Source organism: Rossellomorea sp. ABR4_004, assembly GCF_056159585.1.
Window position 1 is genome coordinate 253657 of the sequence record NZ_JBSWVM010000003.1, and the last position, 24255, is coordinate 277911.

At 40.9% G+C, this 24255-nt stretch carries 28 protein-coding genes; all 28 read right to left on the reverse strand.

The features are described from left to right. Positions 1-72: 72 nt before the first annotated feature. Complete coding sequence (locus tag ACXAF2_RS18270; protein WP_475140806.1) at positions 73-831, reverse strand: FliA/WhiG family RNA polymerase sigma factor; 759 nt, start codon at positions 829-831, stop codon at positions 73-75. A 120-nt stretch (positions 832-951) separates the two neighbouring features. Further along, positions 952-1449: a chemotaxis protein CheD gene (locus ACXAF2_RS18275; protein WP_475140807.1), complete on the reverse strand. Its 498-nt coding sequence runs from the start codon at positions 1447-1449 to the stop codon at positions 952-954. Beyond that, the gene (locus ACXAF2_RS18280) at positions 1446-2081 is read right to left on the reverse strand and encodes a chemotaxis protein CheC (protein WP_475140809.1); all 636 of its coding nucleotides are present in this window, start codon (positions 2079-2081) and stop codon (positions 1446-1448) included. The genes ACXAF2_RS18275 and ACXAF2_RS18280 overlap by 4 nt, the downstream gene beginning before the upstream one ends. Before the next feature lie 15 nt (positions 2082-2096). Further along, positions 2097-2543 carry a chemotaxis protein CheW gene (locus ACXAF2_RS18285; protein WP_475140811.1) on the reverse strand — a complete coding sequence of 149 codons (447 nt, stop codon included), beginning with the start codon at positions 2541-2543 and terminating at the stop codon, positions 2097-2099. Positions 2544-2555: 12 nt separating this feature from the next. Then, the gene (locus tag ACXAF2_RS18290; RefSeq protein WP_475140813.1) at positions 2556-4580 is read right to left on the reverse strand and encodes a chemotaxis protein CheW; all 2025 of its coding nucleotides are present in this window, start codon (positions 4578-4580) and stop codon (positions 2556-2558) included. A gap of 15 nt (positions 4581-4595) precedes the next feature. Next, positions 4596-5669: a protein-glutamate methylesterase/protein-glutamine glutaminase gene (locus tag ACXAF2_RS18295; protein WP_475140815.1), complete on the reverse strand. Its 1074-nt coding sequence runs from the start codon at positions 5667-5669 to the stop codon at positions 4596-4598. Positions 5670-5678: 9 nt separating this feature from the next. Further along, positions 5679-6539, reverse strand: coding sequence for a MinD/ParA family protein (locus ACXAF2_RS18300; protein ID WP_475140817.1), 861 nt, complete (start codon positions 6537-6539; stop codon positions 5679-5681). After that, positions 6520-7677 carry a flagellar biosynthesis protein FlhF gene (gene flhF / locus ACXAF2_RS18305; RefSeq protein WP_475140818.1) on the reverse strand — a complete coding sequence of 386 codons (1158 nt, stop codon included), beginning with the start codon at positions 7675-7677 and terminating at the stop codon, positions 6520-6522. Before flhF ends, ACXAF2_RS18300 begins: the two co-directional genes overlap by 20 nt. Next, complete coding sequence (gene flhA, locus ACXAF2_RS18310; protein ID WP_475140820.1) at positions 7677-9710, reverse strand: flagellar biosynthesis protein FlhA; 2034 nt, start codon at positions 9708-9710, stop codon at positions 7677-7679. The genes flhF and flhA overlap by 1 nt, the downstream gene beginning before the upstream one ends. Before the next feature lie 18 nt (positions 9711-9728). Beyond that, positions 9729-10811, reverse strand: coding sequence for a flagellar biosynthesis protein FlhB (gene flhB, locus ACXAF2_RS18315; protein WP_475140822.1), 1083 nt, complete (start codon positions 10809-10811; stop codon positions 9729-9731). Between the two features lies 1 nt (position 10812). After that, on the reverse strand, positions 10813-11589 hold the full coding sequence (gene fliR, locus ACXAF2_RS18320) for a flagellar biosynthetic protein FliR (RefSeq protein WP_475140824.1): 777 nt from the start codon (positions 11587-11589) through the stop codon (positions 10813-10815). 4 nt (positions 11590-11593) lie between these two features. After that, on the reverse strand, positions 11594-11863 hold the full coding sequence (gene fliQ / locus ACXAF2_RS18325) for a flagellar biosynthesis protein FliQ (protein WP_044337389.1): 270 nt from the start codon (positions 11861-11863) through the stop codon (positions 11594-11596). Between the two features lie 14 nt (positions 11864-11877). Continuing rightward, entirely contained in the window at positions 11878-12543 is a 666-nt protein-coding gene (fliP, locus tag ACXAF2_RS18330) for a flagellar type III secretion system pore protein FliP (protein ID WP_427597527.1), read from the reverse strand. After that, entirely contained in the window at positions 12536-13168 is a 633-nt protein-coding gene (locus ACXAF2_RS18335; RefSeq protein ID WP_475140826.1) for a flagellar biosynthetic protein FliO, read from the reverse strand. The genes fliP and ACXAF2_RS18335 overlap by 8 nt, the downstream gene beginning before the upstream one ends. A 24-nt stretch (positions 13169-13192) precedes the next feature. Then, positions 13193-13555 carry a response regulator gene (locus tag ACXAF2_RS18340; RefSeq protein ID WP_098351769.1) on the reverse strand — a complete coding sequence of 121 codons (363 nt, stop codon included), beginning with the start codon at positions 13553-13555 and terminating at the stop codon, positions 13193-13195. A 27-nt stretch (positions 13556-13582) separates the two neighbouring features. Then, the gene (gene fliY / locus ACXAF2_RS18345; RefSeq protein ID WP_475140828.1) at positions 13583-14755 is read right to left on the reverse strand and encodes a flagellar motor switch phosphatase FliY; all 1173 of its coding nucleotides are present in this window, start codon (positions 14753-14755) and stop codon (positions 13583-13585) included. Next, positions 14745-15743, reverse strand: coding sequence for a flagellar motor switch protein FliM (fliM, locus tag ACXAF2_RS18350; protein WP_148968746.1), 999 nt, complete (start codon positions 15741-15743; stop codon positions 14745-14747). Before fliM ends, fliY begins: the two co-directional genes overlap by 11 nt. 33 nt (positions 15744-15776) lie before the next feature. Continuing rightward, positions 15777-16202 carry a flagellar basal body-associated protein FliL gene (gene fliL / locus ACXAF2_RS18355; RefSeq protein WP_475140830.1) on the reverse strand — a complete coding sequence of 142 codons (426 nt, stop codon included), beginning with the start codon at positions 16200-16202 and terminating at the stop codon, positions 15777-15779. After that, complete coding sequence (locus ACXAF2_RS18360) at positions 16199-16414, reverse strand: flagellar FlbD family protein (RefSeq protein ID WP_475141283.1); 216 nt, start codon at positions 16412-16414, stop codon at positions 16199-16201. Before ACXAF2_RS18360 ends, fliL begins: the two co-directional genes overlap by 4 nt. A gap of 83 nt (positions 16415-16497) precedes the next feature. Next, on the reverse strand, positions 16498-17721 hold the full coding sequence (locus tag ACXAF2_RS18365; protein WP_475140831.1) for a flagellar hook protein FlgE: 1224 nt from the start codon (positions 17719-17721) through the stop codon (positions 16498-16500). A 70-nt stretch (positions 17722-17791) separates the two neighbouring features. Next, entirely contained in the window at positions 17792-18178 is a 387-nt protein-coding gene (locus ACXAF2_RS18370; protein ID WP_475140833.1) for a TIGR02530 family flagellar biosynthesis protein, read from the reverse strand. Positions 18179-18190: 12 nt separating this feature from the next. Continuing rightward, on the reverse strand, positions 18191-18823 hold the full coding sequence (flgD, locus tag ACXAF2_RS18375; protein ID WP_475140835.1) for a flagellar hook assembly protein FlgD: 633 nt from the start codon (positions 18821-18823) through the stop codon (positions 18191-18193). Positions 18824-18831: 8 nt separating this feature from the next. Beyond that, on the reverse strand, positions 18832-20076 hold the full coding sequence (locus tag ACXAF2_RS18380) for a flagellar hook-length control protein FliK (RefSeq protein WP_475140836.1): 1245 nt from the start codon (positions 20074-20076) through the stop codon (positions 18832-18834). Between the two features lie 29 nt (positions 20077-20105). Beyond that, positions 20106-20696: a MotE family protein gene (locus tag ACXAF2_RS18385; protein ID WP_475140838.1), complete on the reverse strand. Its 591-nt coding sequence runs from the start codon at positions 20694-20696 to the stop codon at positions 20106-20108. A gap of 4 nt (positions 20697-20700) precedes the next feature. Further along, positions 20701-21147: a flagellar export protein FliJ gene (fliJ, locus tag ACXAF2_RS18390; protein ID WP_475140839.1), complete on the reverse strand. Its 447-nt coding sequence runs from the start codon at positions 21145-21147 to the stop codon at positions 20701-20703. 5 nt (positions 21148-21152) lie between these two features. Beyond that, positions 21153-22472, reverse strand: a complete 1320-nt coding sequence (gene fliI, locus ACXAF2_RS18395; RefSeq protein ID WP_475140841.1) for a flagellar protein export ATPase FliI — start codon at positions 22470-22472, stop codon at positions 21153-21155. Next, on the reverse strand, positions 22469-23245 hold the full coding sequence (gene fliH, locus ACXAF2_RS18400) for a flagellar assembly protein FliH (RefSeq protein ID WP_475140843.1): 777 nt from the start codon (positions 23243-23245) through the stop codon (positions 22469-22471). The genes fliI and fliH overlap by 4 nt, the downstream gene beginning before the upstream one ends. Beyond that, a complete protein-coding gene (fliG, locus tag ACXAF2_RS18405) occupies positions 23238-24251 on the reverse strand; it encodes a flagellar motor switch protein FliG (protein ID WP_475140845.1) in 1014 nt (337 codons plus the stop codon). Before fliG ends, fliH begins: the two co-directional genes overlap by 8 nt. Positions 24252-24255: the final 4 nt, after the last annotated feature.

Consider the following 24255-nt stretch of genomic DNA (forward strand, 5'->3'; position numbering starts at 1 on the left):
ATTTCACCGGAACAGTCCTTCAATTTCTATGGTCTTGGCTCATTGTGTGCACCGTTAATCAATAAAGTTGATTCAAGAGCCTAATAAATTGCGCAGTTTAAAAATGGCCTTGGAATGTATTTGTGAAATTCGTGACGTTGACAGTTTCATGACTTCCCCGATTTCCGTCAAAGTTAATTCCTCTTTATAAAATAAGCTTAACACAAGCTGTTCTTTATCAGAAAGCGTTAAAATCGTTTTCTCTAACTCTGTCACCTTTTCACCTTTCAGCACTTCTTCCTCAGGTGTGATCGTCTTATCATCTTTAATAGAATAGCTTTGAGATTCATGATCTTCATCGGTTAGTTGCTCATCCATGGAAAGGACATTGGCAAAGAAATGTTCATTGGTCGTTTGATATACTTCCTCAGGAGCCATCTCTAATGAGGCGGCTACTTCCTCGGCGGTCACGTGGCGTAATAAAATTTGTTCCAGCTCTACTGTTTTGGCTTCGATTTTTTTCGCCCTGTCTCTTGTTGATCTTGGTAGCCAGTCTTCTTTTCTCAGTCCGTCGAGAATGGCTCCACGGACTCTGAACGAAGCATATGTATCGAACTTTAGATCTCTTGTTGGATCAAACTTCTGAAGTGCATCCAGTAAACCCATCAACCCAAGACTCTTTATATCTTCTCTCGAGACGTTTCTTGGCAGCCCAACGGAAATTCTCTGAACATGATACGACACAAGGGGCATATATTTCTTCACTAACATATCACCTGCCTGGGTATCACGACTGTTTATCCATTTCTCCCAATATAGTTGTTCATCTGTTCGAGGGGGTTGCTGAGACATAAGAATCCTCCTTGCTTACTATTTTCTTCCTTGAAACCCTGATTAAGGTATAGAACTCCATGGTATGAGAAGACGATGGATCATTCCTGTTACATCTACTCCTTGAAACGTATCATTAACTCATAATTCTCTTGTTTCTTCATTTACCGTGCGAACTTGAAGGATCCCAGTCGACGTGAAGAATTCGATGGTCCTCCCTTTATTACCACCCAAATCCTCTGCTACAATGGGCACCTGATGCTTCAAGAGAGCCTCTTTGACTGCTTCAGCATTCCTAGGGCCAATTCTCATCACATCGCTTTTTGATTTGAATTGAAACATTTGTGCACCACCCGCCATTTTGCACTTAAGTCTTTCAACTCTCGCCCCCTGTTCTCTCAGTTGTCGAATGAGTTCATCTATTCCAGTGTCTGCATATTTAGCTAAGTTCACGGCAGGCTCTTTCCCTAACGGTGAATGAGGGAGCATGACGTGGACCATACCAGCTAATTTGATACGTTCATCGTATAATACCACCCCTATGCAAGAACCTAAGCCCGATGTGCGGATTGAACTTCCCTTACTAACGATATTCATATCTGCAATACCCACCCTTACCACTGTGTCCACTATAATCATAGCCTCACACCGAGGGATTGGAAGATGATTTCAAATGAATCGGGATCCGGTAAGAGGAAGAAGTGACCTTTCACACTTTCTGATTCCTCTAACTCCTCTTCTTTTAATGCTGTATCTATGACGATGGCATAATCACTTACCTGAGAAATTTCCAGTAAGCCGAAGCCGATAATGGCACCAGCCATATCAACAGATAAAGCAGGAACAGAAGGTAATAGCTTAAGACTCGTAAAGTCGGATAAGGAAGACAAATATGAACCTGATAGAATATTCCCTAACTCTTGCATGGCTGATAAACCTAATTCTGAATACGGTGGTTCACTAAAGGAAAAAGAACGATCCTGTATCATTGTTCGAATATAAGTTGATGCTTGTTCAAGAGGCAATAAAAAAAACATACTACCAGGTGCATCCCCTTCAATTCTTAAGAACACACTTACGACCACATTATCCGGTCCTCCTGCCATGTCCATCATTTCATCGAATGTAACAACCTGGACATTGGGTACCTTCATGTCAATTTTCTTCCCCAGAAGAGTAGAGAGGGCAGTTGCTGCATGCCCCGCTCCAATATTGCCGATTTCTTTCAAAATATCTAAGTGCATTGACGAAATTTTCTTCTCATAACCCATTCGTATCTGTTCTCCTTAGATGGATTGCAGGATTTTGTCTAAATGAAGTAGAATCAATAATCGTTTATCTTGCTTTACGACTCCGCCAATATACTCTGCTTCTACTACCCCGACAACTTCCGGTGAAGGTTCAATCATTTCTCTCTCTACATCCAACACATCATTTGCCGCATCAACGATCAACCCTACTTCTTTATCCTCCAAACCTACGATAATCACACGGGTGCTTTCGGTTGGTTCAGAAGAGGATAGATCGAATCGACTTCTTAAATCTATGATGGGGGTCACGACACCACGTAAATTTATTACACCTTTAACATAGGAAGGCGTTCTAGGCACTCTTGTAATATGTTCTAGCTTCTCAATTGAACGGACCTGGTCGACAGGAATGGCATACTCCTTATCCACCAATTGAAATACGATAAGCTTTAGGTCTTCCAATGTCTCTGACACTACACTCATTTCCCTTACCTCCTATTTAATCAATGCATTGCAATCTACAATCAGCGCTACCTGCCCATCACCCAATATAGTTGCACCTGAAATGGCAAATACATCATTAAGATAATTCCCTAAAGATTTTAGGACGATTTCCTGTTGACCAATAAATGAATCCACTACTAACCCTGCCATTTTTTCTCCTTTGCGGACAACCACGACAGAATAAAACTCTTCATCTTTTGAATCTTTAGGAACTTCGAAAACATCCTCCAGGAATAACAAGGGAACTACCTTGCCTCTGAAATCTATCACTCTTTGATTATGTGCATTCATGATCTCTTCTTTTTTGACTATGGCAGTCTCGATAATGGAAGAAAGCGGAATTGCGTATTTCTCATCTTCTATCTCGACAAGCATGACAGATATAATCGATAAGGTTAATGGCAATTGGATAGAAAACAATGATCCTTCACCAGCACTGGAGTCGATTGTAATGGCACCACCTAATGACTCAATCGTCGCTTTCACTACATCCAATCCAACACCTCTACCAGAGATATCTGAGATTTGATCAGCTGTTGAAAATCCTGAAGCCAGGATAAGTTCATAGATTTGTCTATCGGATAAGGTTTGCGCCACTTCCTCTGATACGATTCCTTTTTGGATCGCTTTCTCCATGACTCGCTGCTTATTAATACCTGCACCATCATCTTCAAGTTCAATAAATACATGATTTCCGCTATGATAAGCTTTTAGCTTGACCGTCCCTTGCTCAGGCTTACCATGTTTCGAACGAACTTCAGGCATTTCAATTCCGTGATCCAGGGCATTTCGGATTAAGTGAACAAGTGGATCTCCGATTTCATCGATCACCGTCCGATCAAGTTCTGTTTCTGCCCCTATGATTTCTAATTCAATTTTCTTATTTAAATCTCTTGCAAGCTGTCTTACCATGCGGGGAAAGCGGTTAAATACCGTTTCTACAGGAACCATCCTCATAGTGAGGATAATGCTTTGTAAATCTCCGGAAATTCGTGTCATTCTTTCCACCGTTTCATTTAATTCCGGATTATTCAAATCTTTTGAGATCTGTTCCAACCTGCCTCTATCAATGACAAGTTCTTCAAAAAGGTTCATAAGTACATCCAGCCGCTCAATGTTTACACGTATCGTTTTGCTCGAAGGATTCGATTGTCTTGATGTTGAATTCGTTTCTTTAGGTAACGCGTCTTCCTTTTCTTTTACAACAACTTCTCCTGACTGTTCCTCCGACCCTTTCACTTCATTGTTGTGAATATGATGTGAGGTCAATTCCATTAAAGTGACTTCTTCAACCTCAGAGACGTTACGTATACTCTTTTCTATGTCGCTTGCATCCTCTTTTGACACAACTGCTATAACAAAGGAATGGTCGAACTGTTCTTCTTCCAGCTGATCTACAGTAGGGAAAGACTTAATGACTTCTCCGAGTTTTTCCAGCACTTCGAAAACCATATATACTCTTGCTGCTTTTAACAGACAATCATCCCTCAAGGAAACGGTCATTTCAAAGCAACGGAATCCCTGCTCAAAGGATTGCTGAATAACCGTTTGTTCAAATGCTTCGTACTTCATGGACAATGTATGTATTTCAGGGGCTATGGTTGCGGCAGCTTCATTACTTGCGGATTGTAAATTTTCTCCCTTTTCAATTGCTTGGAGAAGGGTGACTACTTCCGTCACGTCCCGTTTCCCATCTCCGCCGTCCGCGATAGAAAACACCATTGCTTCCAGATCGTCAACGGATTTAAACACTACATCCAATATTTCGGGTGTCACTTTAATTTTTTCATTACGTATAGCATCCAGAACATTTTCCATTTTATGGGTAAGGTTTGCTAAATCTTCGTACCCCATCGTTGCAGACATCCCTTTTAACGTGTGAGCTGAGCGAAAAATTTCATTAACGATCGTCAGGTTTCCAGGGTTTTTCTCCAATTCCAGTAATTGCTCATTACATGTTTGTAGATTTTCCTTACTCTCTTCTATAAAAACTTCTAAATATTGACTCAATTCCATGTGCTCCACACCTCTCTACAACATGTACTTCATAATAGTTCGAGAAATATCCTCGATATGTTCCACGCTGTCCACTAAATTTGTAGCGATAGCCGATTTCGGCATTCCAAACACAATACAAGTCTCTTTTGATTCTGCAATGGCTCTCACTTCACCTGTTTCTTTAAGCCTGATCAATCCCTCAGAGCCATCGGAGCCCATCCCTGTCATAATGACAGCTATTTTGCCATAATTTCGAAGCAGGCTTGCGGATTCAAACAATACGTCCACGGAAGGTCTGTGACCATTTCGTGGTGCTTCTTCCTTTGATAGTTCAAAGGCTAAATGTGCTCCATGCTCGACCACCTTCATTTGAAAACCACCCGGCGCTATATATGCTGTTCCTTTTTGGAGGATTTCTTCATGCTCCGCTTCCTTCACTTTAATGGCTGATTGACCATCTAGCCGATTGGCCAGTGAGTTGGTAAAACCGGGCGGCATGTGCTGTACCACGACCACTGGTGCACCCAGTTGAGGAGACAGTTCTGTCAGCACCTGCTGTAAAGCGCGTGGACCTCCTGTTGATGTTCCAATAAGAATCAATTTCGGTGAATCCCGGGTCCATTTATGTTCTGAAGGTAACGTTGGTACACAACTTTTAGCAGATTCACTTGACTCTGTCCTTTTTCGAAATGTGCTGGTTATTTTCGTCATGTTCACCTTGCTTGCCGATAGGACTTTTTCAACCATTTCATCTTGAACTTTATGAAGGTCCAATGAAATGGTTCCTGAAGGTTTCGCGATAAAATCAACAGCTCCAAGCTCCATGGCTTTGACAGTCTCCTCCGCCCCCTCTTTGGTTGTAGATGAGAGCATCACGACAGGTACCGGACACTCCACCATGATTCTCCTTAAGGCTTCTATTCCATTCATCTTTGGCATTTCCACGTCAAGGGTCACGACGTCGGGGCGGAGTTTTTTAATTTTTGAGATTGCGTCTTCACCATTTCTGGCAATCCCAATCACTTCTAGCTGTTTGGAGGCTGTTAGAAAATCACCAATAAGTTTTCTCATAAATGCTGAATCATCTACAACTAGAACTTTTTTCATTCAGGAATTTTACCTCCCAAAAAATATATTTCTCATACTCTTTAAAAAGCCTGACTGTTTCGTCACTGGTCGATAAGGTCCCCCGACTAGGTGGTGCAACATCGTACGCAGACTTAAAGTCATAGCTGAAGCAGGGTATCCGATAACTATGGGTGTTTGATGGATGACCGCCTTCCTTACTGTTGAATCTTCAGGTAAGACTCCTAGAGAAACGATCTCCTTATGGAGGAATTTCCTCATCGTTTCTTGTAATCTCGTGATTGTTTCAAGACCTTCCTTCTTGAAATCTGCCCGATTACATATCAGATAGAACTGTTTCTCTTGATCCCTCATATATATATATTTCATCATTGAGTAAGCATCTGTAATCGAGGTAGGTTCAGGTGTCGTGACAACAATGATTTCGTCCATCGCCAAGAGAAATTCCAACGTCTCTTTCGTAGCTCCTGCACCCATATCAAAAAGTATGTAATCGTACTTTTGAACTACATGCTCCATCAGTTCAAAGAACCGTTCTATCTGCTCCTCTTTCCACTCCACTATACTTTTCAGGCCATTCCCCCCACTAATGTAAGAGACACCATGAACATTTTCACATATAACCTTGTCAATATCTAGTTCTTTTTCCTCGATATAATCCATGATTGAGTAGGAATGATGACTTCCTAGTAAAATATGAATATTTCCCATTCCGATATCCAGGTCAACCAATAATACTTTCTTATTTTCTTTACCAAGCAAAACGGAAAGGTTAGTGGAGATATTCGATTTTCCAACCCCACCCTTTCCGCTTACGACTGCAATGGTTTTAGCGGGAGAAGAGTCGCCGGTGAGCATTTTCCTCCTTAAGTTATATGCTTGATCTTTCATATCGAAATCCTTTCATTAGTAAATGACCTATTTCTTCAACATTTACCTCGGTAATATCCTCTGGTACATCCTGACCGATCGTTACATAAGATGCACCGATCTTCACCTCTGTCATCATATTGATCATAGAGCCATAACTGGATGTTTCATCTAGTTTCGTGAAAATAAATCGATCAATGTCAATGGAAGAAAACTGTGAAATGATTTCCTTCATATCCCTCTCCTTGCTTGTCAGGGAAAGAACCAGGAACGTCTCCATGTGGTGGTCAAAGTCAATAATTCCACGCAAATCCTCTACATACTTCTTTTCTCTGAAATTCCTGCCTGCAGTATCAATGAATACATGGTCGTAGTCCCGGAATTTATCGATTGCTTTTTTAAAGTCTTCAATTTTATAGACTACTTCAACTGGAACATTCAACAGACCTGCATACGTCTTTAATTGCTCGATCGCTGCTATACGATACGTATCTGTCGTGATGAAAGCTATTTTCATCCGTTTCTCTATGACTGCTTCAGCCGCCATTTTCGCTAAAGTAGTTGTTTTCCCCACACCGGTTGGGCCTATCACGTTAATATATTTCTTCTTGTAACTCATTCCCCCAAGAGCAATTCCTTTCAACAGACCATCCAGAAAATGTTTGACTTCCTGTTTAGCCCATTCATTTCGATGGTTCCCTGGAAGAAATCCACTCTTGATTCTCTCTTCTAAATAGTCGCCCAATCGGAAGAGAGTTGTATCACTGATGTCATGATTTTTAAGAAATAGCAAGATTTCTTGAACTTCTTCAGCAAATTTCTCAAATTGATTTTTTGATTTAATAGTAGAGATCATTTGTTTTAGTTCTTTTAATTCTGCCTCTACCAATTGATTTGGTACTTCGTATTTTTTTTCGGATGGTGAAGGAGGAGCGATTGGTGCAGATGTCGCTTTCAATTTACTCATCTCTACCTTTTCACTCTCAACCTCTGGATCAATGGTAGCAATGACTTCAATCATTTTCTTTTTGAATAACCCCATGAAACCGCCAGTATATGCTACTTTAGAGTTTAGGATGACGGCATCATCCCCTAATTCAGATCTGATCTTTTTCATTGCCTCATTCATGGAAGGCGCTGCATATTTTTTTATTTTCATCAGACATTCACCACCCCTAAACTTTGAACTTCTACATTTGCTTCTAATTCGTTATATGAAATGATCGGTACTTGAGGAAAGTACCTTTCTGTCAATTGTCTAACGTACATTCTCACAGCTGGTGAACACAGGATGATCGGTGACTCCTCCATAAGAGACAACTGCTCCATTTGTGATGCGACTGCCTCCAGGATTCCTTGAGAATCGGTTGGATCCATGGATAAATAATTTCCATGTTCCGTTTGTTGAATGGCGTCGGCAATCAATTTTTCGACCTTTCCTGACATAGTCACAACCTTTAAGGAAGCATCTCCTTGAACATATTGACTGGTAATTTGCCTTGCCAACGACTGCCGTACATATTCAGCTAAAAGATCTGTATCTGAACTCATTTTGGCATAATCAGCAAGTGTTTCAAAAATAATCGGCAAATTTCTGATAGACACATTTTCCTTTAACAACTTGGCTAATACTTTTTGTACTTCACCTACTGTTAAAGGATTCGGCGTCACTTCTTCCACTAATATCGGGTAGGATTCCTGCAGATGATCAATGAGTTGTTTCGTCTCCTGCCTGCCCAGTAGTTCATGAGCATTTGTTTTAATCATCTCGGTTATGTGGGTCGACACCACTGACGGCGGATCCACAACCGTATAACCGAAAATTTCTGCCTGCTCTTTCATTTCTTCTGAAATCCATTTAGCCGGAAGACCGAATGATGGTTCGATTGTATCAATTCCCTCAATGGAATCATCCTCCACACCAGGACTCATGGCTAAATAGTGATCAAGCAAAAGCTCTCCACGGGCCATTTCATTGCCTTTAATTTTCAAACGATATTCATTCGGTTGAAGTTGTATGTTATCCCGAATCCTTACAACAGGTATGACCAGCCCAAGCTCTATCGCTAATTGACGGCGTATCATTACAATCCGGTCAAGGAGATCTCCTCCCTGATTCGTATCGGCAAGGGGAATCAGACCATAGCCGAACTCAAATTCAATCGGATCAACATTCAGTAAGTTCACGACGCTCTCCGGACTTTTCATTTCGTCCTGCTCTACTTCCTCTTCCATTTCCATCATGTCCGATTCAGTTTCCTTAGGTGACCTTGAGAGCATGAAGGCCCCTATCCCTAATAAGGCTGCCACTGGAATGGTTAAGATATCATTAATAGGAGTTGCTACTCCCAGCATGAAGATCGTGAAGGCAGCTACATACAGCATTGCAGGATAAGCAAGTAGCTGATTCATGATATCCTGTCCCAGGTTCCCTTCAGATGCTGCTCTGGTTACCACGATTCCCGTGGCTGTTGAGATCAACAGGGCAGGAATCTGGCTGACGATTCCATCTCCGACTGTAAGTAAGGAATAGCGCGTTGCCGCTTCGGCAATGGGTAGCCCTTGTTGTGTCATTCCAATAATAATACCGAAGATTAAATTGATCATGACAATGACAATACCAGCTATGGCATCTCCCTTGACAAACTTGGATGCCCCGTCCATGGCACCATAAAAATCTGCTTCCCGACCCACTTTTTCCCGACGGTTTCTGGCATCATGCTCTGAAATCATCCCGGCATTCAAATCCGCATCTATACTCATCTGCTTACCAGGCATCGCGTCAAGTGTAAATCTTGCCGCGACCTCGGACACACGCTCAGATCCTTTTGTTATGACAATAAATTGAATCACGATGAGGATGATGAATACTACTAGACCGACGAGAATATTTCCTCCTACAACGAATGTTCCAAAGGTTTCAACAACGTCCCCTGCTTCACCTTTACTAAGGATCGATCTCGTTGTGGAAACATTTAGACCTAATCGAAAAAGTGTTAACAATAATAATAGGGATGGAAATATAGAAAATTGCAATGGTTCATTCATATTCATCGAGGTTAGGAGTACAAGGAGTGCAAGTGAAATATTAACGATGATCAATAAGCTTAATAACCAGGATGGGAACGGGATGATAAGCATGGCAACGATTAATATGACACTGGCTAGTACGGATAAATCTCTTGCTGACATTATTTCTCTCCTAACTGCTTACATTTGATTTTTTATTCGGTAAACATAAGCTAAAATTTCTGCAACTGCTTTGAAAAATTCTTCAGGTACTGCATCACCTATTTCAGCCGAGTCATATAGGGAGCGGGCTAGGGGACGATTTTCCACCATAACCACGTCGTTTTCATTTGCGATATATTTAATCTTTTGAGCTAGATAGTCAACGCCTTTCGCCACTACATACGGCGCATCCATTTTATTCTCATCGTATTTAAGCGCAATGGCAAAGTGAGTAGGGTTTGTAATCACCACATCTGCTTCAGGGACTTCCTGCATCATGCGTCTCATGGCCATTTCACGCTGTCTCTGCTTAATTTTGGATTTAATCAGAGGATCTCCCTCGATGTTTTTATGTTCATCTTTTAGATCCTGCTTTGACATTCGAATATTTTTTTCAAAATCATATTTCTGATAAAGAAAATCGAATAGTGATAAGAAAAGTAACGCCAGTGAAGCAGCGATTCCCATTTGCACAGTCAAGCTCGCCATCGTCGCTAATGAATCCCCCACTGATTTAAACGATAAACTTAACACTTGATCAATATTCATCCAGAGAATGACAAAGGTGATTGCCCCAACAAATGAAATTTTTAAAATGGATTTTAATAGTTCAACGATTGCTCTTAAAGAAAAGATGCGCTTAAACCCTTTAATCGGATCAATCTTTTCAAGCTTCGGCTCCAGCGGCTTAGTCGTAAACATGACTCCAACTTGAATATAATTTGAAAACAATCCGGCAAGTATGGCCACTAACATAATCGGTCCGAGAAGTAACGCAAGTTCTTTCATTATATCCATGGTTATGACTTGAACTGTATTCTCTGTCAGTTCCATCAGCATATATTCCTGAAAGGTTTGATTAAAGAGATCGAACACAATATTTCCAATATATGAAGCACTGAATGTAAGGAATAAAAAAACGGCAAGAAGGATTATGGCTGTATTCACATCCTGGCTTTTTGCTGTTTGTCCTTTTTTCCGCGCGTCGTCCCTCTTTTTCGGAGTCGCTTTCTCCGTCTTTTCCCCACTGAAAAACTGCAGGTCTAATGATAACCACTTCAATTTATGTGCCTCCAATAATTTTCATTACATCTCTCATGGTCACGAACATCATTTCAAAAAGCTGCTGCATGACAGCAAACATCACTCCCATTACTATGAACAACACGATAAATGCAACGGCAATCTTGATGGGAAACCCTACGACGAAGACGTTCAACTGCGGTACAGTACGAGCCACAATCCCCAAGGCCACATCTACAAGGAACAGCGTTGCGACAACAGGAATCGACATTTGAAAAGCAATGATGAACATTGAGTTAAATGATGTCATGACATAGTCAATTAATCTCTCATCTCCAAATGGTATCCATGGACTATCTAACGGGATCAGCTGATAACTATAAAAAATTCCATCGAGGAGCAGATGATGACCATCAAGAGCAAGCAATAAAAGCAGTGCAAATGTATATAGATACTGACCCATCAAGGGGCTTTGTGCTCCTGTTTGGGGATCGATCACATTGGCAATGGCAAACCCCATTTGAAAATCTATAAACCCACCGGCTATCTGAATGGCCGTCACGATCATATAGGCAACAAAACCGATGAGAAGTCCGATCATAGCTTCTTTCATGATCAGCAAAAAATAGTGGCCGTTAATTTCAAATGCCTTAGATTCAATCGTATAGTACATGACCCAGGAGAGTACCAACGAGAATGCGATCCGATGTTGTGCAGGTATGTTACGGTATGAAAACAGAGGCATCGTAACAAAAAAAGCAGAAACCCTTACAAACACTAGTAAGTATACCGATAGAATGGGTACAAGCTCTTCCATTCTCTTACCCTACGAACCTTGTTAAATCTGAGAATATTTGTGAAGTATACGTCACAAGCTTCGTTAACATCCAAGGTCCAAAGAAAACAATCCCGATCAAGACCGCCACGATTTTAGGAATAAACGCAAGAGTTTGTTCCTGTATTTGTGTTGTTGCTTGAAAAATACTGACGATCAATCCTACAACAAGGGCCAATAGCAATAGAGGACCGGAAACGATGAGGGTTACATATATTCCACGCTCCGCTATCGCGATAACAGATTCAGCATTCATTGAAACTCACCTACTTAAAAACTTTGTAAAAGAGATTTTATTACTAAATACCAGCCATCCACTAGCACAAACAGTAAAATCTTAAAAGGCAATGAAATCATAACAGGAGGAAGCATCATCATTCCCATGGACATCAAGACACTCGCTACCACCATGTCGATGACTAAGAAAGGAATAAAAATCATAAATCCTATTTGAAAAGCCGTCTTAATTTCACTTAATGCAAATGCCGGTACTAACGATGTTAGAGGAATGTCTTCCACAGATTCGGGTCGATCAGCCCCGGAATATTGTAAAAACAACTCTAAATCCTTTTGTCTTGTGTGCTTACTCATAAATTCTTTAAACGGGATCGAAGCCTTGTCGTAAGCTTCTTCAAGATTTATCTCTTCGTTAAAAAGAGGAGTCAATGCTTCATCGTTCACCTCTTGAAAAGTTGGAGCCATGATAAAAAACGTAAGAAATAAAGAAATTCCAATCAATACCTGATTCGGTGGCATTTGTTGTGTGGCAAGGGAAGTCCTGACAAAGGATAGGACAATCATGATCCGGGTAAAAGATGTCATTAAAATCAAGATACTGGGTGCAAGGGAAAGGACGGTAAATAGTAATAGCAGCTTTACACTTGTCGATACATTATCTGCAGAACTACTATTAAAAAACTCCATGAATTCATTCATCAGAATGATTCTCCTTATTCTTTAGATCCTTGAACATCTTCTTTCTTCCCTTTTTCATTTCATCCAGCTGTAATTTCAACTGTGATTGAAATGAGCTTGAGTCAGATGATTGCGATTGATTTTTTGCCTTTGTTAACCATCTGGATACGGCTGTTTTGGCATCAGGTAGTTGAGCGTCCTGATAAAAGGATAGTATCTGTTCTTTCTCTTTCTCATCCTGAATCTCTTTCAATAGCTGAATATCTTCTCCTACACCGAGTACCAGTACTTGTTTGCCTACCTTAACAATTTGGACAGAACGATTTCCCCCGAGAGGCGTTCCACCTAAATGATTGATTAATTTCGTTTGTTGAAAGGATCTTCCTTTTTGGTTGATAAATTTCAATAAAAAATAGATGAGCGCAACTACAAAGATAAGAGCAACAATCATTTTAAAATAATCCAAAAAAGTAACCGAGGTAGCAGCGCCTGAGGTGTCAGTCACATTATTTTGTTGTTCATTGCATTTCTCTGGGTGTTCTATGCAGTCCTTGACATTATTCACTTCTGCAAATGCTGTTCCATTCACAGCATTTGCAGTAATGATAAAAACAATAAGACTCACTAGAATTTGAATCTTCTTCAATACATGCACCTTCTTACTAATCTGTTAGCTTAGAGCTTTTTGAATCGCTTCGATTACACGATCTGCCTGGAACGGTTTAACGATAAAATCCTTTGCACCCGCTTGTATGGCATCAATCACCATTGCTTGTTGACCCATTGCAGAGCACATAATGATTTTCGCACCGGCGTCGATTGCTTTGATTTCTTTTAAAGCTGCAATACCATCTTTTTCAGGCATCGTAATATCCATAGTGACAAGGTCAGGTTTCAGTTCTTTGTATTTATCAACAGCTTGACTTCCATCGGCTGCCTCTCCTACCACATCAAACCCGTTTTTAGTTAAAATATCTTTAATCATCATTCGCATAAAAGCCGCATCATCTACAATTAGAATTTTATTAGCCATTATCGTCATCCTCCATCATCATCTATGTTATTTAAGTTTTTTAATACGATCACTTTGACTTACAATGTCCGTAATTCTGACACCAAAGTTCTCATCTATCACTACTACTTCTCCTTTAGCCATCAATTGACTGTTTACAAGGATATCAACCGGCTCCCCCGCTAATTTATCAAGCTCTATTATGGAGCCGGACGATAACTCAAGTATGTCCCTGACAGATCGGTTCGTCCTTCCAAGCTCTACCGTGACCTGCAAGGGAATATCCAGTAGCATATTCAGGTTTTTTGCTTCCTGTTGTCCCAATGTTGTCGGTTCAAAATGACTAAACGTAGCCGGTTGGACATTGACAGTTTCTGCATGCCCCCCTTGTCCCCCCAGATGCTGAGGAGATGCATGCTGTTGGGAGGTACGGACAGGCTCCTCATACGTACCGCTATAAACAGGCTCTGGTTGTGGAGCTGCGGGAGATTCCAGACTCGGAGTAACCGCTGCGGCAACTTCTTCAGAAGCTCCACCATTCATTAATTCATCCACCAGGCTCTTGGCAAAACCCAAGGGCAAGAGCTGCATGATGCTAGAATCAATAAGATCTCCGATTTTTAATGAGAATGATACTTTTACTAATAGATCTTGATCAGGAAGGTTTTCTTCTCCCTCCCCTTGAGGTATGTACATCAAATCGATGGAAGGTGGTGAAATATCCACTTTCTTACTAAAAACCGTAGACATGGAGGTTGCAGCAGACCCCATCATTTGATTCATTGCCTCTTGAACAGCACTTAGCTGTATTTCCCCCAAATCACCGGATGGGTTCCTTCCATCTCCTCCAAGCATCAAGTCAGCGATGATGGATGCATCTGATTGTTTGATCACCAGCAGGTTCACGCCTGAAAAACCTTCAGTATATTGAACTTGAATGGCGACATACGGATGAGGAAATTCCTCCTCTAAATAATTTTTATCAATGATCGTTACTTTAGGGGTCGTAATCTCAACCTTCTGATTGAGCAATGTGGATAAAGCCGTTGCAGAACTCCCAAAGGAGATGTTCCCTATTTCACCTAAAGCATCCTCTTCCATAGAACTAATGTATTCATTACTATTTATCTCTTTGCGCTCTTCTGTTTCCTCTTCAGGCTCTGCAGACCCACGGAGCAACGCATCAATTTCATCTTGTGATAACATATCATCACTCATCATCGTCGTCTCCCCCCTTCAACGAATCTAAAATTTGTACGGCCAGTTTCTTATTTGACTTCCCTGGCTGAGCTGTAAATTTAGGAATTTCACCCACTCTGATCGTTAAAGGATCATCGATTCGGGTGTTCATTTCGATTACATCACCAATATCCAGCATAAGGAACTCTTCAATTGAAATATCAGAACGCCCTAATTCAGCTACAATTGGCACTTGGGCTTTCTTGATTCTTCTTTCAAGATGTGCCGTTTCTTCCGGCTTACTCTCTTTACGTTTGCTTTCCATCCAATAGCTTCCTGATAGTTTCGGAAGGATCGGCTCCAGTACAACGTGTGGAATGCAGATATTAATCATTCCACTCGTTTCACCTATCGTTGTGTTCAATGAAATAACCACAACCGTTTCATTCGGTGACACCATCTGAAGAAATTGCGGGTTCACTTCGAATTCCGCAAAAAGCGGATCTACATCAGCCACAGTGCTCCAGGCTTCCCTTAAATTCTCAAACGCCTTTTCAAAGAGCTGACTCATAATTCTTGTCTCAATTTCTGTTAAACTCTCTACTTTGTTAACGCTGACTCCCCTTCCGCCCATCACCCGATCCATCATCGAATAAGCTATATTCGGGTTGATTTCCATAAGGATCCTTCCATCCAAAGGAGGTAATTCATATACGTTCAAGATGGTCATTTTCGGAACGGAACGGATAAATTCTTCGTATGGGATTTGGTCAGCAGAAGCAACATTTATTTGTACATAAGTTCTTAATTGAGCAGAGAAATAGGTAGTCAAGATCCGGGCGAAGTTTTCGTGAATTCTCGTTAAACTTCGGATTTGATCTTTAGAAAACCGTAAAGCTCTCTTAAAATCGTACACTTTCACTTTTTTCTCTTCTTCTTCTTTTTTGAAATCATCTGCGCTCATCTCTCCCGTATTGAGAGCAGACAACAGAGCATCGATTTCACTTTGAGATAAAATTTCACTAGCCATGCCTTCACCTCCGAACACTCGATATAGGCTACCTTATTGAATCATCATAGAGGTGATATAGACTCTTTCTACCATACCTTCTTGCATAAGGGAGTTTACTTTGTCTTTGACCTTTGTTTCGATCAATTCTTTCCCTTTTTTCCCTTGCAGGTCTTCTGCTTTCAATTCTGAAAGCTCTTCTATGATGATGTTATTCACTTGAAAGTCTCTCTTTTCCAGCTCACTTTTCGCTTTTTTACTATCGGTTTGTATCTTAAAGGAAATACGAATGAAATCATTACTCATTAAATTGGTTGTCGTCTCAGGTATGTCCACCGAATGTTCTATCACTTCTTCAATGGAAGGCTCTTTCGTTTCTTCCTCTCCTGAAAACTTCAGAATGACAACTAACGCGATCACACCCACAAGTGTGATCGTAACCAACAGGATCATCATGATTGTCAGGGCTTTATTCTTCAACTGTTACTCCCTCCCTCTTGGGGCAGGCTGAGTAATTTTGCTTTTTGAAAGAAAGAAAGTGTAAGGGAGTCAACCTCGTCCACCGTTTCTTTCACAACATATCGTCTGCCATTTGTTAATAGAATCGTAGTGTCCGGAAACGCTTCTACTGTTTCAATGTATAAAGCATTCAACGTAAACGACTTTCCATTCAACCTGGTTAAAGTGATCATAAATTTCAGGACCGACAATCATCCTCCGATTCAACCTAATGTAAACCTTTAAGGTGTCAGTCCATTCCTCCCTTTTTAACGTATTAACGTTTCAAGTTTACAAGCTCTTGTAAGATTTCATCCGACGTTGTGATAATACGTGTATTTGCCTGGAATCCACGCTGAGCCGTGATCATTTCAGTAAATTCTTCGGATAGGTCTACGTTGGACATTTCAAGTGCACCGGACTGAAGTGCACCTCTTCCCTCTCCAGCTACCCCCTGATTCGGAAGCCCTGAGTTATTCGAAGCCTGGAACAGATTATTGCCGGCTTTCGTCAAACCACCCGGATTGGAAAAAGTAGCTAGTGCCAGTTGACTTAAAACTCTCACTTCTCCATTGGAAAATACTCCGTTCACTTCACCAGAGGAACCTATGTTGAAGCTTTCAAGGTACCCTTCTGAGTTTCCGTCAACAGTATCTACATTAGCGGAGGATGAGCTATCAAACTGAGTGATCTTGGAGAAATCCAAATCGATCGTTTGGGTAGGATTTGCACCAGTTTGATTATTTAATGTTATGGGGAAAGGCACTTGGGAAGTTAATTTACCTTCTTCGTCAAAATTCAATACGGTATTTTGACCATTGCCGACTGTAACGTCATCGGTCAGACTGGATATTGTTACGTCCCATTCATTTTGACCTGATTTCTCCATTACTAACTTAATACTAATATCTTTACCCAGTGAATCCTTCACCTTCGTTTCAAGCTCCACAACAGTACCATCGACGGCACTAGACTTTAAGTTCCCATTGTAAGTAGCCTCGCTGGTTGCCTGTGGTGCCATTGTGGTATTAGTATCAATTTTGATATCAGTCACACCACTCTGATTGACTACACCGTCACCGTTGACCGGATATCCCTGAACAAGGTTTCCTTGACCTGTCACAAGGTTCCCATTTGAATCTAAATAAAAGTTTCCAGCACGGGTGAACATTTCGTTATTTCCTTGTCTTACAACAAAAAACCCGTCACCCGAGATGGCTACATCCAAGGATCTGCCTGTTGTCTGCAGACTTCCTTGAGTTTGAATCGTATCAATGGACGATAGTGAAGCTCCAAGTCCTACCTGCTTTGCATTTTGACCTCCACGGTTTTCTGTTGCTCTACTTGCACCAGAAACGGTTTGGTTCATTAAATCCTGGAATGTGACACGCCCTTTTTTATAGCCGTACGTATTTACATTTGCAATATTATTTCCGATTACATCCAGTTTTGTTTGAAAGTTTTTCATTCCACTGATACCCGAATACATTGAACGTAGCATGAATTTTTTCCCCTTTCGTTTTAGCTGCTTCAATCAGTCCACAGCTACAGGCCTCCTAAAAAGGTCCAGCCTATGAATCTATTAATATCGTTCCATTGATGTTTGTGAAAATCTGTGAGTGTGCTTCATCACGGTCTAATGCTGTAATCACCGTTTTGTTTTTTGCACTTACAATTAGGGCTGCATCATTTAATATTACCAGTGAATCCCCGACACCCTTTGTTTTAGCCTCATTCATTTTCTCCCCTATTTTCTCCCATGTTTGTGGAGAAATTGAAATCCCCCGTTGTTCCATCCTTACCTTTGCATGTTTGCTAATCTGTATATGGGGTACATGTTGAATTGCCTTATCTAATTGGGCAGCAAATGATGATGCACTTGAAGGTTTACTAATTGCTTTCGTCTTATTAATTGGTGCAATAGGTTGAGGTGAACGATGAAAGAATGTTTTTTCCATACTATCCACTCCCTAGGATTCAATTTTAATTAATTTATCACTGGAGATTTTGTCACCTGCTTCAGTATGAAACCAAATGAGTGAATCTTTCTTTGAAACGGATTGAACGATTCCCCTCATCTCTCCATCTTCACTGTTCCATGTTACGTTCTTTCCTATTAATAAAGATGCATTAACGAGAGAAGCTTCCGGGGTGTCCGTCGTATTCACCTGTGAAATATTCCCGGGAGTCAGGATTGTTCCGTCCTCCATGATGAATTCAACAGAGTCACCTTTAAAGCGGACTCCTTTTACGAACCCCTGTCCTTCTTGTATTTCGGGTGCATCGCCTGCTTCTGACTCTATGATTTTATGCCATGTCACTTGTTTACCAACAAACTGATTATAAGAAATCAATTGTGATTGACTTTGGTTATCCACGAATTTCTCCATTGTTTTCGTCAGGTTCGTCATTTGCTCTAATGATGAAAAGGTAGCCATTTGTGCGATGAAGTCTTTGTCCTGCATTGGATTTAACGGATCTTGACTCTGTAATTGTGTCATCAGGATTTTCAGGAAGTCATCTTTTCCCAAAATATCCTTACCGCCTTCACGCTGTTTTGTTTGGACGGTGGAATATAGTAAACTCGGATCGATTTTCGTCATATTATCACCTATATTTCGGTATTTACGAGATAATCCTTAAAGGATTGAGTTCTTTCTTCTTCCTGGCTCCCTGCTTGTGGCTGATTCTGCTTTTGCTGTTGTGAGGACTGTTGTTGTGACTGCCCTTTTGATTGTCGCTCAGCATCTGTTAACGCCTGTGAGATTTCAATCTTCTCTACTTGAAGATTCTGTGATGTAAACGCATGCTTTAATCCTTGAAGTTGAGAATCCAGCATTTCTTTCGCAGTTGCCGTGGAAGCTAATATTTTCGCGGTCAACACTCCGTTTTGTTGTAGAAGTTCAATCCTTAATGAACCCAGCTGTTCTGGATACAGCTTGATTAACAGCTTACTCATGTTAGGCTGTGACAGCATTTGAGATTTGTTTAGGATATTCTGAAATTCTTTCACAAATTGTTCATATTGAATGGAGCGATTCCCTGATGAGAGACTCATGGAAACGGATTCTGTTTTCGGAAGAACAAAGTGTATGTGGCTTGCCTGAATCGGTTGAATGTTTTTCTTCTCCACTGTGACCGCTTCTGTTGAGGACTGCTTTTCCATTGTTTGCACAGGTGACTGACGTTGAAAAGCATCTTTTAATACCCGGGACCAATCCTTACCCTGATTAAACTCCCTCGCCAAGGTTGCATCTACACCCGATTGAACCATCTTCAACATGTGTTTTAGCTCGGTCGCTTTTGATGCTTCCACCACAAGTAAGTCACGGTTAGCTGCCAAAAGTTCAATGACCTTTACAAGTTTGGTTACTTCTTCTATTGGTCCTTTTCCACTTATGCCCCGCACCTCATTTTTTAATGCGGATTGCAACAGCTGCATCGTTCCCAACAGGATTTCATGAAGGTTCCCTTCATTATCACCTGATGACGAAGAGGCTTGCTCAGTCCCAATAAGAGCAGATTGAAGCTCAGAAAAAAGTGTTTTGACTGTTTCTTTATCCACACCAACAATTTCAGCGATTTGGTCATAATCAAATTCTTTTAATCGGGATATGTCTTCTAATTGTCCGCTTGTCAGTCCAATTTCATCAAGCTCTGTTACACGTAAGATGCTTTGCAGGCTAACAAGAAGAGATAGTGTCTCAGGCTGTTTTACTGCTTCCTTTTCAACAACATGATTCGATACAAATCCTAATAGTTTCGAAAATCCATCCATTTCTTCCTTGGGAAGCGTTGATTCTTTTCTCATCCCCATGGGAAAGTTGGGAGCTTTTGTACCTATTCCGATTTCCACTCTTTCACCTCCTCTCAAAACCTAGTCCATCAATCCACCGTAGAGAGCAGCTCCGTGTATCTGGCAGCATCTTCCGGGGGCATTTTTTCCAAAATATCTGCTAGAGTGTCAGGCTTGATATTTGATAGAATCTTCATTGCCTCATCATCATCCATGTTCATCAGAACAGGGGCAGAACTCTTTGCTGACATGGATTCAAATGTATTGACTACCTCTTTAAAGGCCCGCTTGTTTTCTTCACCAATCTGCCGTAATTCTTCAAGCTCTTCTTTTTGCTGCTGAATGGTCGCTTGCAATTGTTCATTATCACTTTCTTTTTTATCTACTTCATTTTGAAGCTGGGCAATTTCCGCCTCTTGATCTTCGATTGAAGCTTGAAGTGAAACCATTCGCTCATGTAATTCGTCTGCTTCCTCAGCTTCATTTGATGGCAGGATATTAGCCAGAAACGGGATATCAGAGCTGAATGATTGTGCTTTTTCAAATACATTGATTCCAGCAGCTGTCATGATTACGAGTGCGAAGGTTATGGTAAACAAGATAGGAATGAAGAAGATAAACACAACTTTTTGCATACGGCCTGACTGCTCTTTATTTTCCTCTTCGATCACCTTTGCCATGAAATCACCTAACTCCCCGTTTCATATATTGAACAACTGATAATTCATCTAATTGTTTATTTTCCGCTTGTTGATTAGTTTGCAAAAAACGATGGAGATCATTCTCCTTCATCTTTTCGTATTTCTTTACTTCTACATTCATATCTACAAGTTTTTCTTCACACCAGTTCATCCGGTTCCTTGCTTGTATCACCAGGTCCTGGTAATAAGAAATGGTTCTTTCAAGATTGGTGATGAATTGTTGATGATGACGAATATGTTGTACAGATAAACCATTTTGCAACTTGGTTTCTTGATGCTGTTCAAGAGTTTCTTTCTTTTTCAGAAACTCATAAAGCTTCTCCGCAACTTTCTCAAATTTTTCAATGGAACCTCTGTACATTTCCTGAACTTCATCTTTTTCTTTTTCCTTTAACGTTAAAATACGTTGAAACCTATATTGATAACTCACTTGATTCATCCACCTTTTTCCGATAGCTTTATAAGTTCATCAACACTTGCAGGGAGAGAAACCTGTTCATATACACCCTGTTTCAAGAAGGAGATGATACCCGGATAGTATTGGATGGCTTCATCAACCTCACGGGAAGTACCCTTTTTATAAGCACCAATTTGGATAAGATCCTCAGAGTTCATATAAGTACTTAATAACTCTCTTATTCTCGTAGCGGCCTGTAAATGTTCCTTAGATGCCAGATGATTCATTAACCTGCTCACACTTTTTAATATATTGATAGCCGGATATTGACCTCTATTCGCGATTTGTCTGTCAAGCACAATGTGACCATCGAGTATTCCCCTAACCGTGTCAGATATTGGCTCATTTAAATCATCACCATCTACCAAAACGGTGTAAAATGCTGTTATGCTACCGAGTACATTTGTTCCTGTTCTTTCTAATAGTTTCGGTAAAATAGCAAATACAGATGGCGTGTATCCTTTGGTGGTCGGTGGTTCACCTACTGCCAATCCGATTTCCCTCTGAGCCATCGCTACCCGAGTCGCGGAATCCATCATGAGCATGACGTTCATTCCTTTATCTCGAAAATATTCCGCAATGGCAGTCGCCGTAAAGGCTCCTTTGATCCTCATCAGTGCAGGTTGATCTGAAGTGGCTGCCACTACAATCGTTCGCCTTAATCCTTCTTCTCCTAAATCCCTTTCAATAAATTCCCTTACTTCCCTGCCCCTCTCACCGATTAACGCAATTACATTTAAATCCGCTTTTGTGTTGCGGGCAATCATTCCAAGCAGTGTGCTTTTTCCTACACCACTTCCAGCGAATATACCGACCCTTTGGCCTTTGCCTACAGTCAGCATGCTATCGATGGCTTTTACACCAACCTCCATTTTTTCGTTAATGGGCGGTCTTGATAAGGGATTGGGAGGATCTTGTTCCGTGTATGTCGTACTTAAACCATTCGGTAAGTGACTTCCATCGAGTGGATGTCCAAGAGAATCAATCACCTTCCCTATTAAAGATGGTCCAATTTTGATTTCTAATGACTTTGCTGTACCTTCTACTATACTGCCGGGGGAAATATCCTGCATATTGGTATAGGGCATGAGGATTACTAAATCATCATTAAACCCTACCACTTCTGCCAGAATCACCTTCTGTTTCCCCCTGGAGAGAATATGAATATGACAGACTTCACCCACTGAACTTTCAGGTCCTTGAGATTCGATCATTAACCCGACAACCCTCTTTACCTTCCCAAACTTTTTGAAAGTTGGAATCTGGGGGATTTGGTGAATTAGATCTGCTGCTTTCATTCAACATCACCTTCCAAAATGTGAAGAAGCTTCTGCTTTAACTCTCTTAATTGGGAGTCCACACTCACAATAACTCGTCCCTGATTTGTTTCTATATAACATTCCTCAGCTTGAAGATCATCATTTGCATAAATAAAGCACTGAACATCCGTAGGGAACATGGCTTCAAGCTCATTTTTGTTTTCAACCAACAGCTTATGCTTGGACGGATGAACATGAATTTGAATGTGAGACAGATCCCTTACTTCCTTTAATCCCCGTTCCACGATCGAAAAGAAATGATCGGGTTCTTCCTGGAGTTTCCGATTCATGATTTTCTCAGCACATGCAATCCCTAAAGTAACGATGACTTTCTCTGCATTTTGAATATAGTCTTGATACTGTTGTTTATTTCTCTCCGTCATGTCATTGGCTTCCATCAATCGTTGTTGATATTCTTGATAACCTTTGTTTCTACCCTCTTCTTCACCTTGAAGAAAACCAACATTATAGGCTTCCTGCATGAGTTGCTCGCGCTCTACCAGCCACTTTTCTTTCTCACGTTCAATTTGATTCTGAGCATGGAAAGTCATCTCTTTCGCTTCTTCGATTATTCGAGCCGCTTTATCGTTTGCTTCATGTATGATGTGATTTCCCTCGGCTACTGCGTTCATTTCAGTGCCGTTGTTTTCATGTTGCTTGAATTCTTCCAGTGTTTTCACCCTTTTAAGGGATATCAGTTTTTTATTTTCATCAGTGGTTCGAGCAATGGAAGATTTAATGATTCTAGACAATAATATCGTCTCCTCCACCACGGGCTATGATGATTTCACCGGAATCCTCTAACCTTCTTATCACCGCAACAATCCGTGATTGTGCTTCTTCTACATCCCGTAATCGAACTGGCCCCATGAATTCCATTTCCTCTTTAAGGGTTTCCACCATGCGATTAGACATGTTTCTAAATACCACTTCTTTCACCTCATCACTTGATACTTTAAGGGACAGGAGCAGATCTTCGTTATCACAATCGCGAATGACACGTTGAATGGAACGCCCATCAAGGGTGACAATGTCTTCAAACACAAACATTCTCTTCTTGATTTCCTCAGCTAATTCAGGATCTTGTATTTCTAATGCATCCAGAATGGTCTTCTCTGTAGAACGATCTACCCCATTCAGCACTTCGACTACCGCTTCAACTCCACCCGTCTGCGTATAATCCTGGGTCACAGTCGCCGAAAGCTTTCTTTCAAGGATAGCTTCCACTTCACTGATCACTTCCGGCGAAGTTCCATCCATGATCGCTATTCTCCTGGCAATATCTGCTTGAACTTCTTGAGGTAATTCAGAAAGTATTTGTCCTGCTTGCTGTGGTTCAAGATAAGATAGAATTAATGCAATGGTTTGAGGATGTTCATTTTGTATAAAGTTGAGAATCTGTGCAGCATCGGCTCTTCTCGCAAAGTCAAAGGGCTTTACTTGTAACGATGAAGTTAATCGGTTAATGATCGCCGATGCTTGTTCTGATCCGAGTGCTTTTTCTAATACGGTTTTGGCATAGCCAATCCCGCCCTGGGATATATAATCTTGTGCAATGGCGATATGGTGAAACTCTTCTAAGATACCCTCTTTCGCTTCAGTCTCAACCTTCTTGACTCCGGATATCTCTAACGTTAACTTCTCGATTTCTTCTTCTGACAAATGCTTGTATACTGATGCGGATACATCAGGACCAAGAGAGATCAGAAGGATGGCTGCTTTCTGTTTACCCGTTAAATCTTTCTCTCTTCTAACCACATTC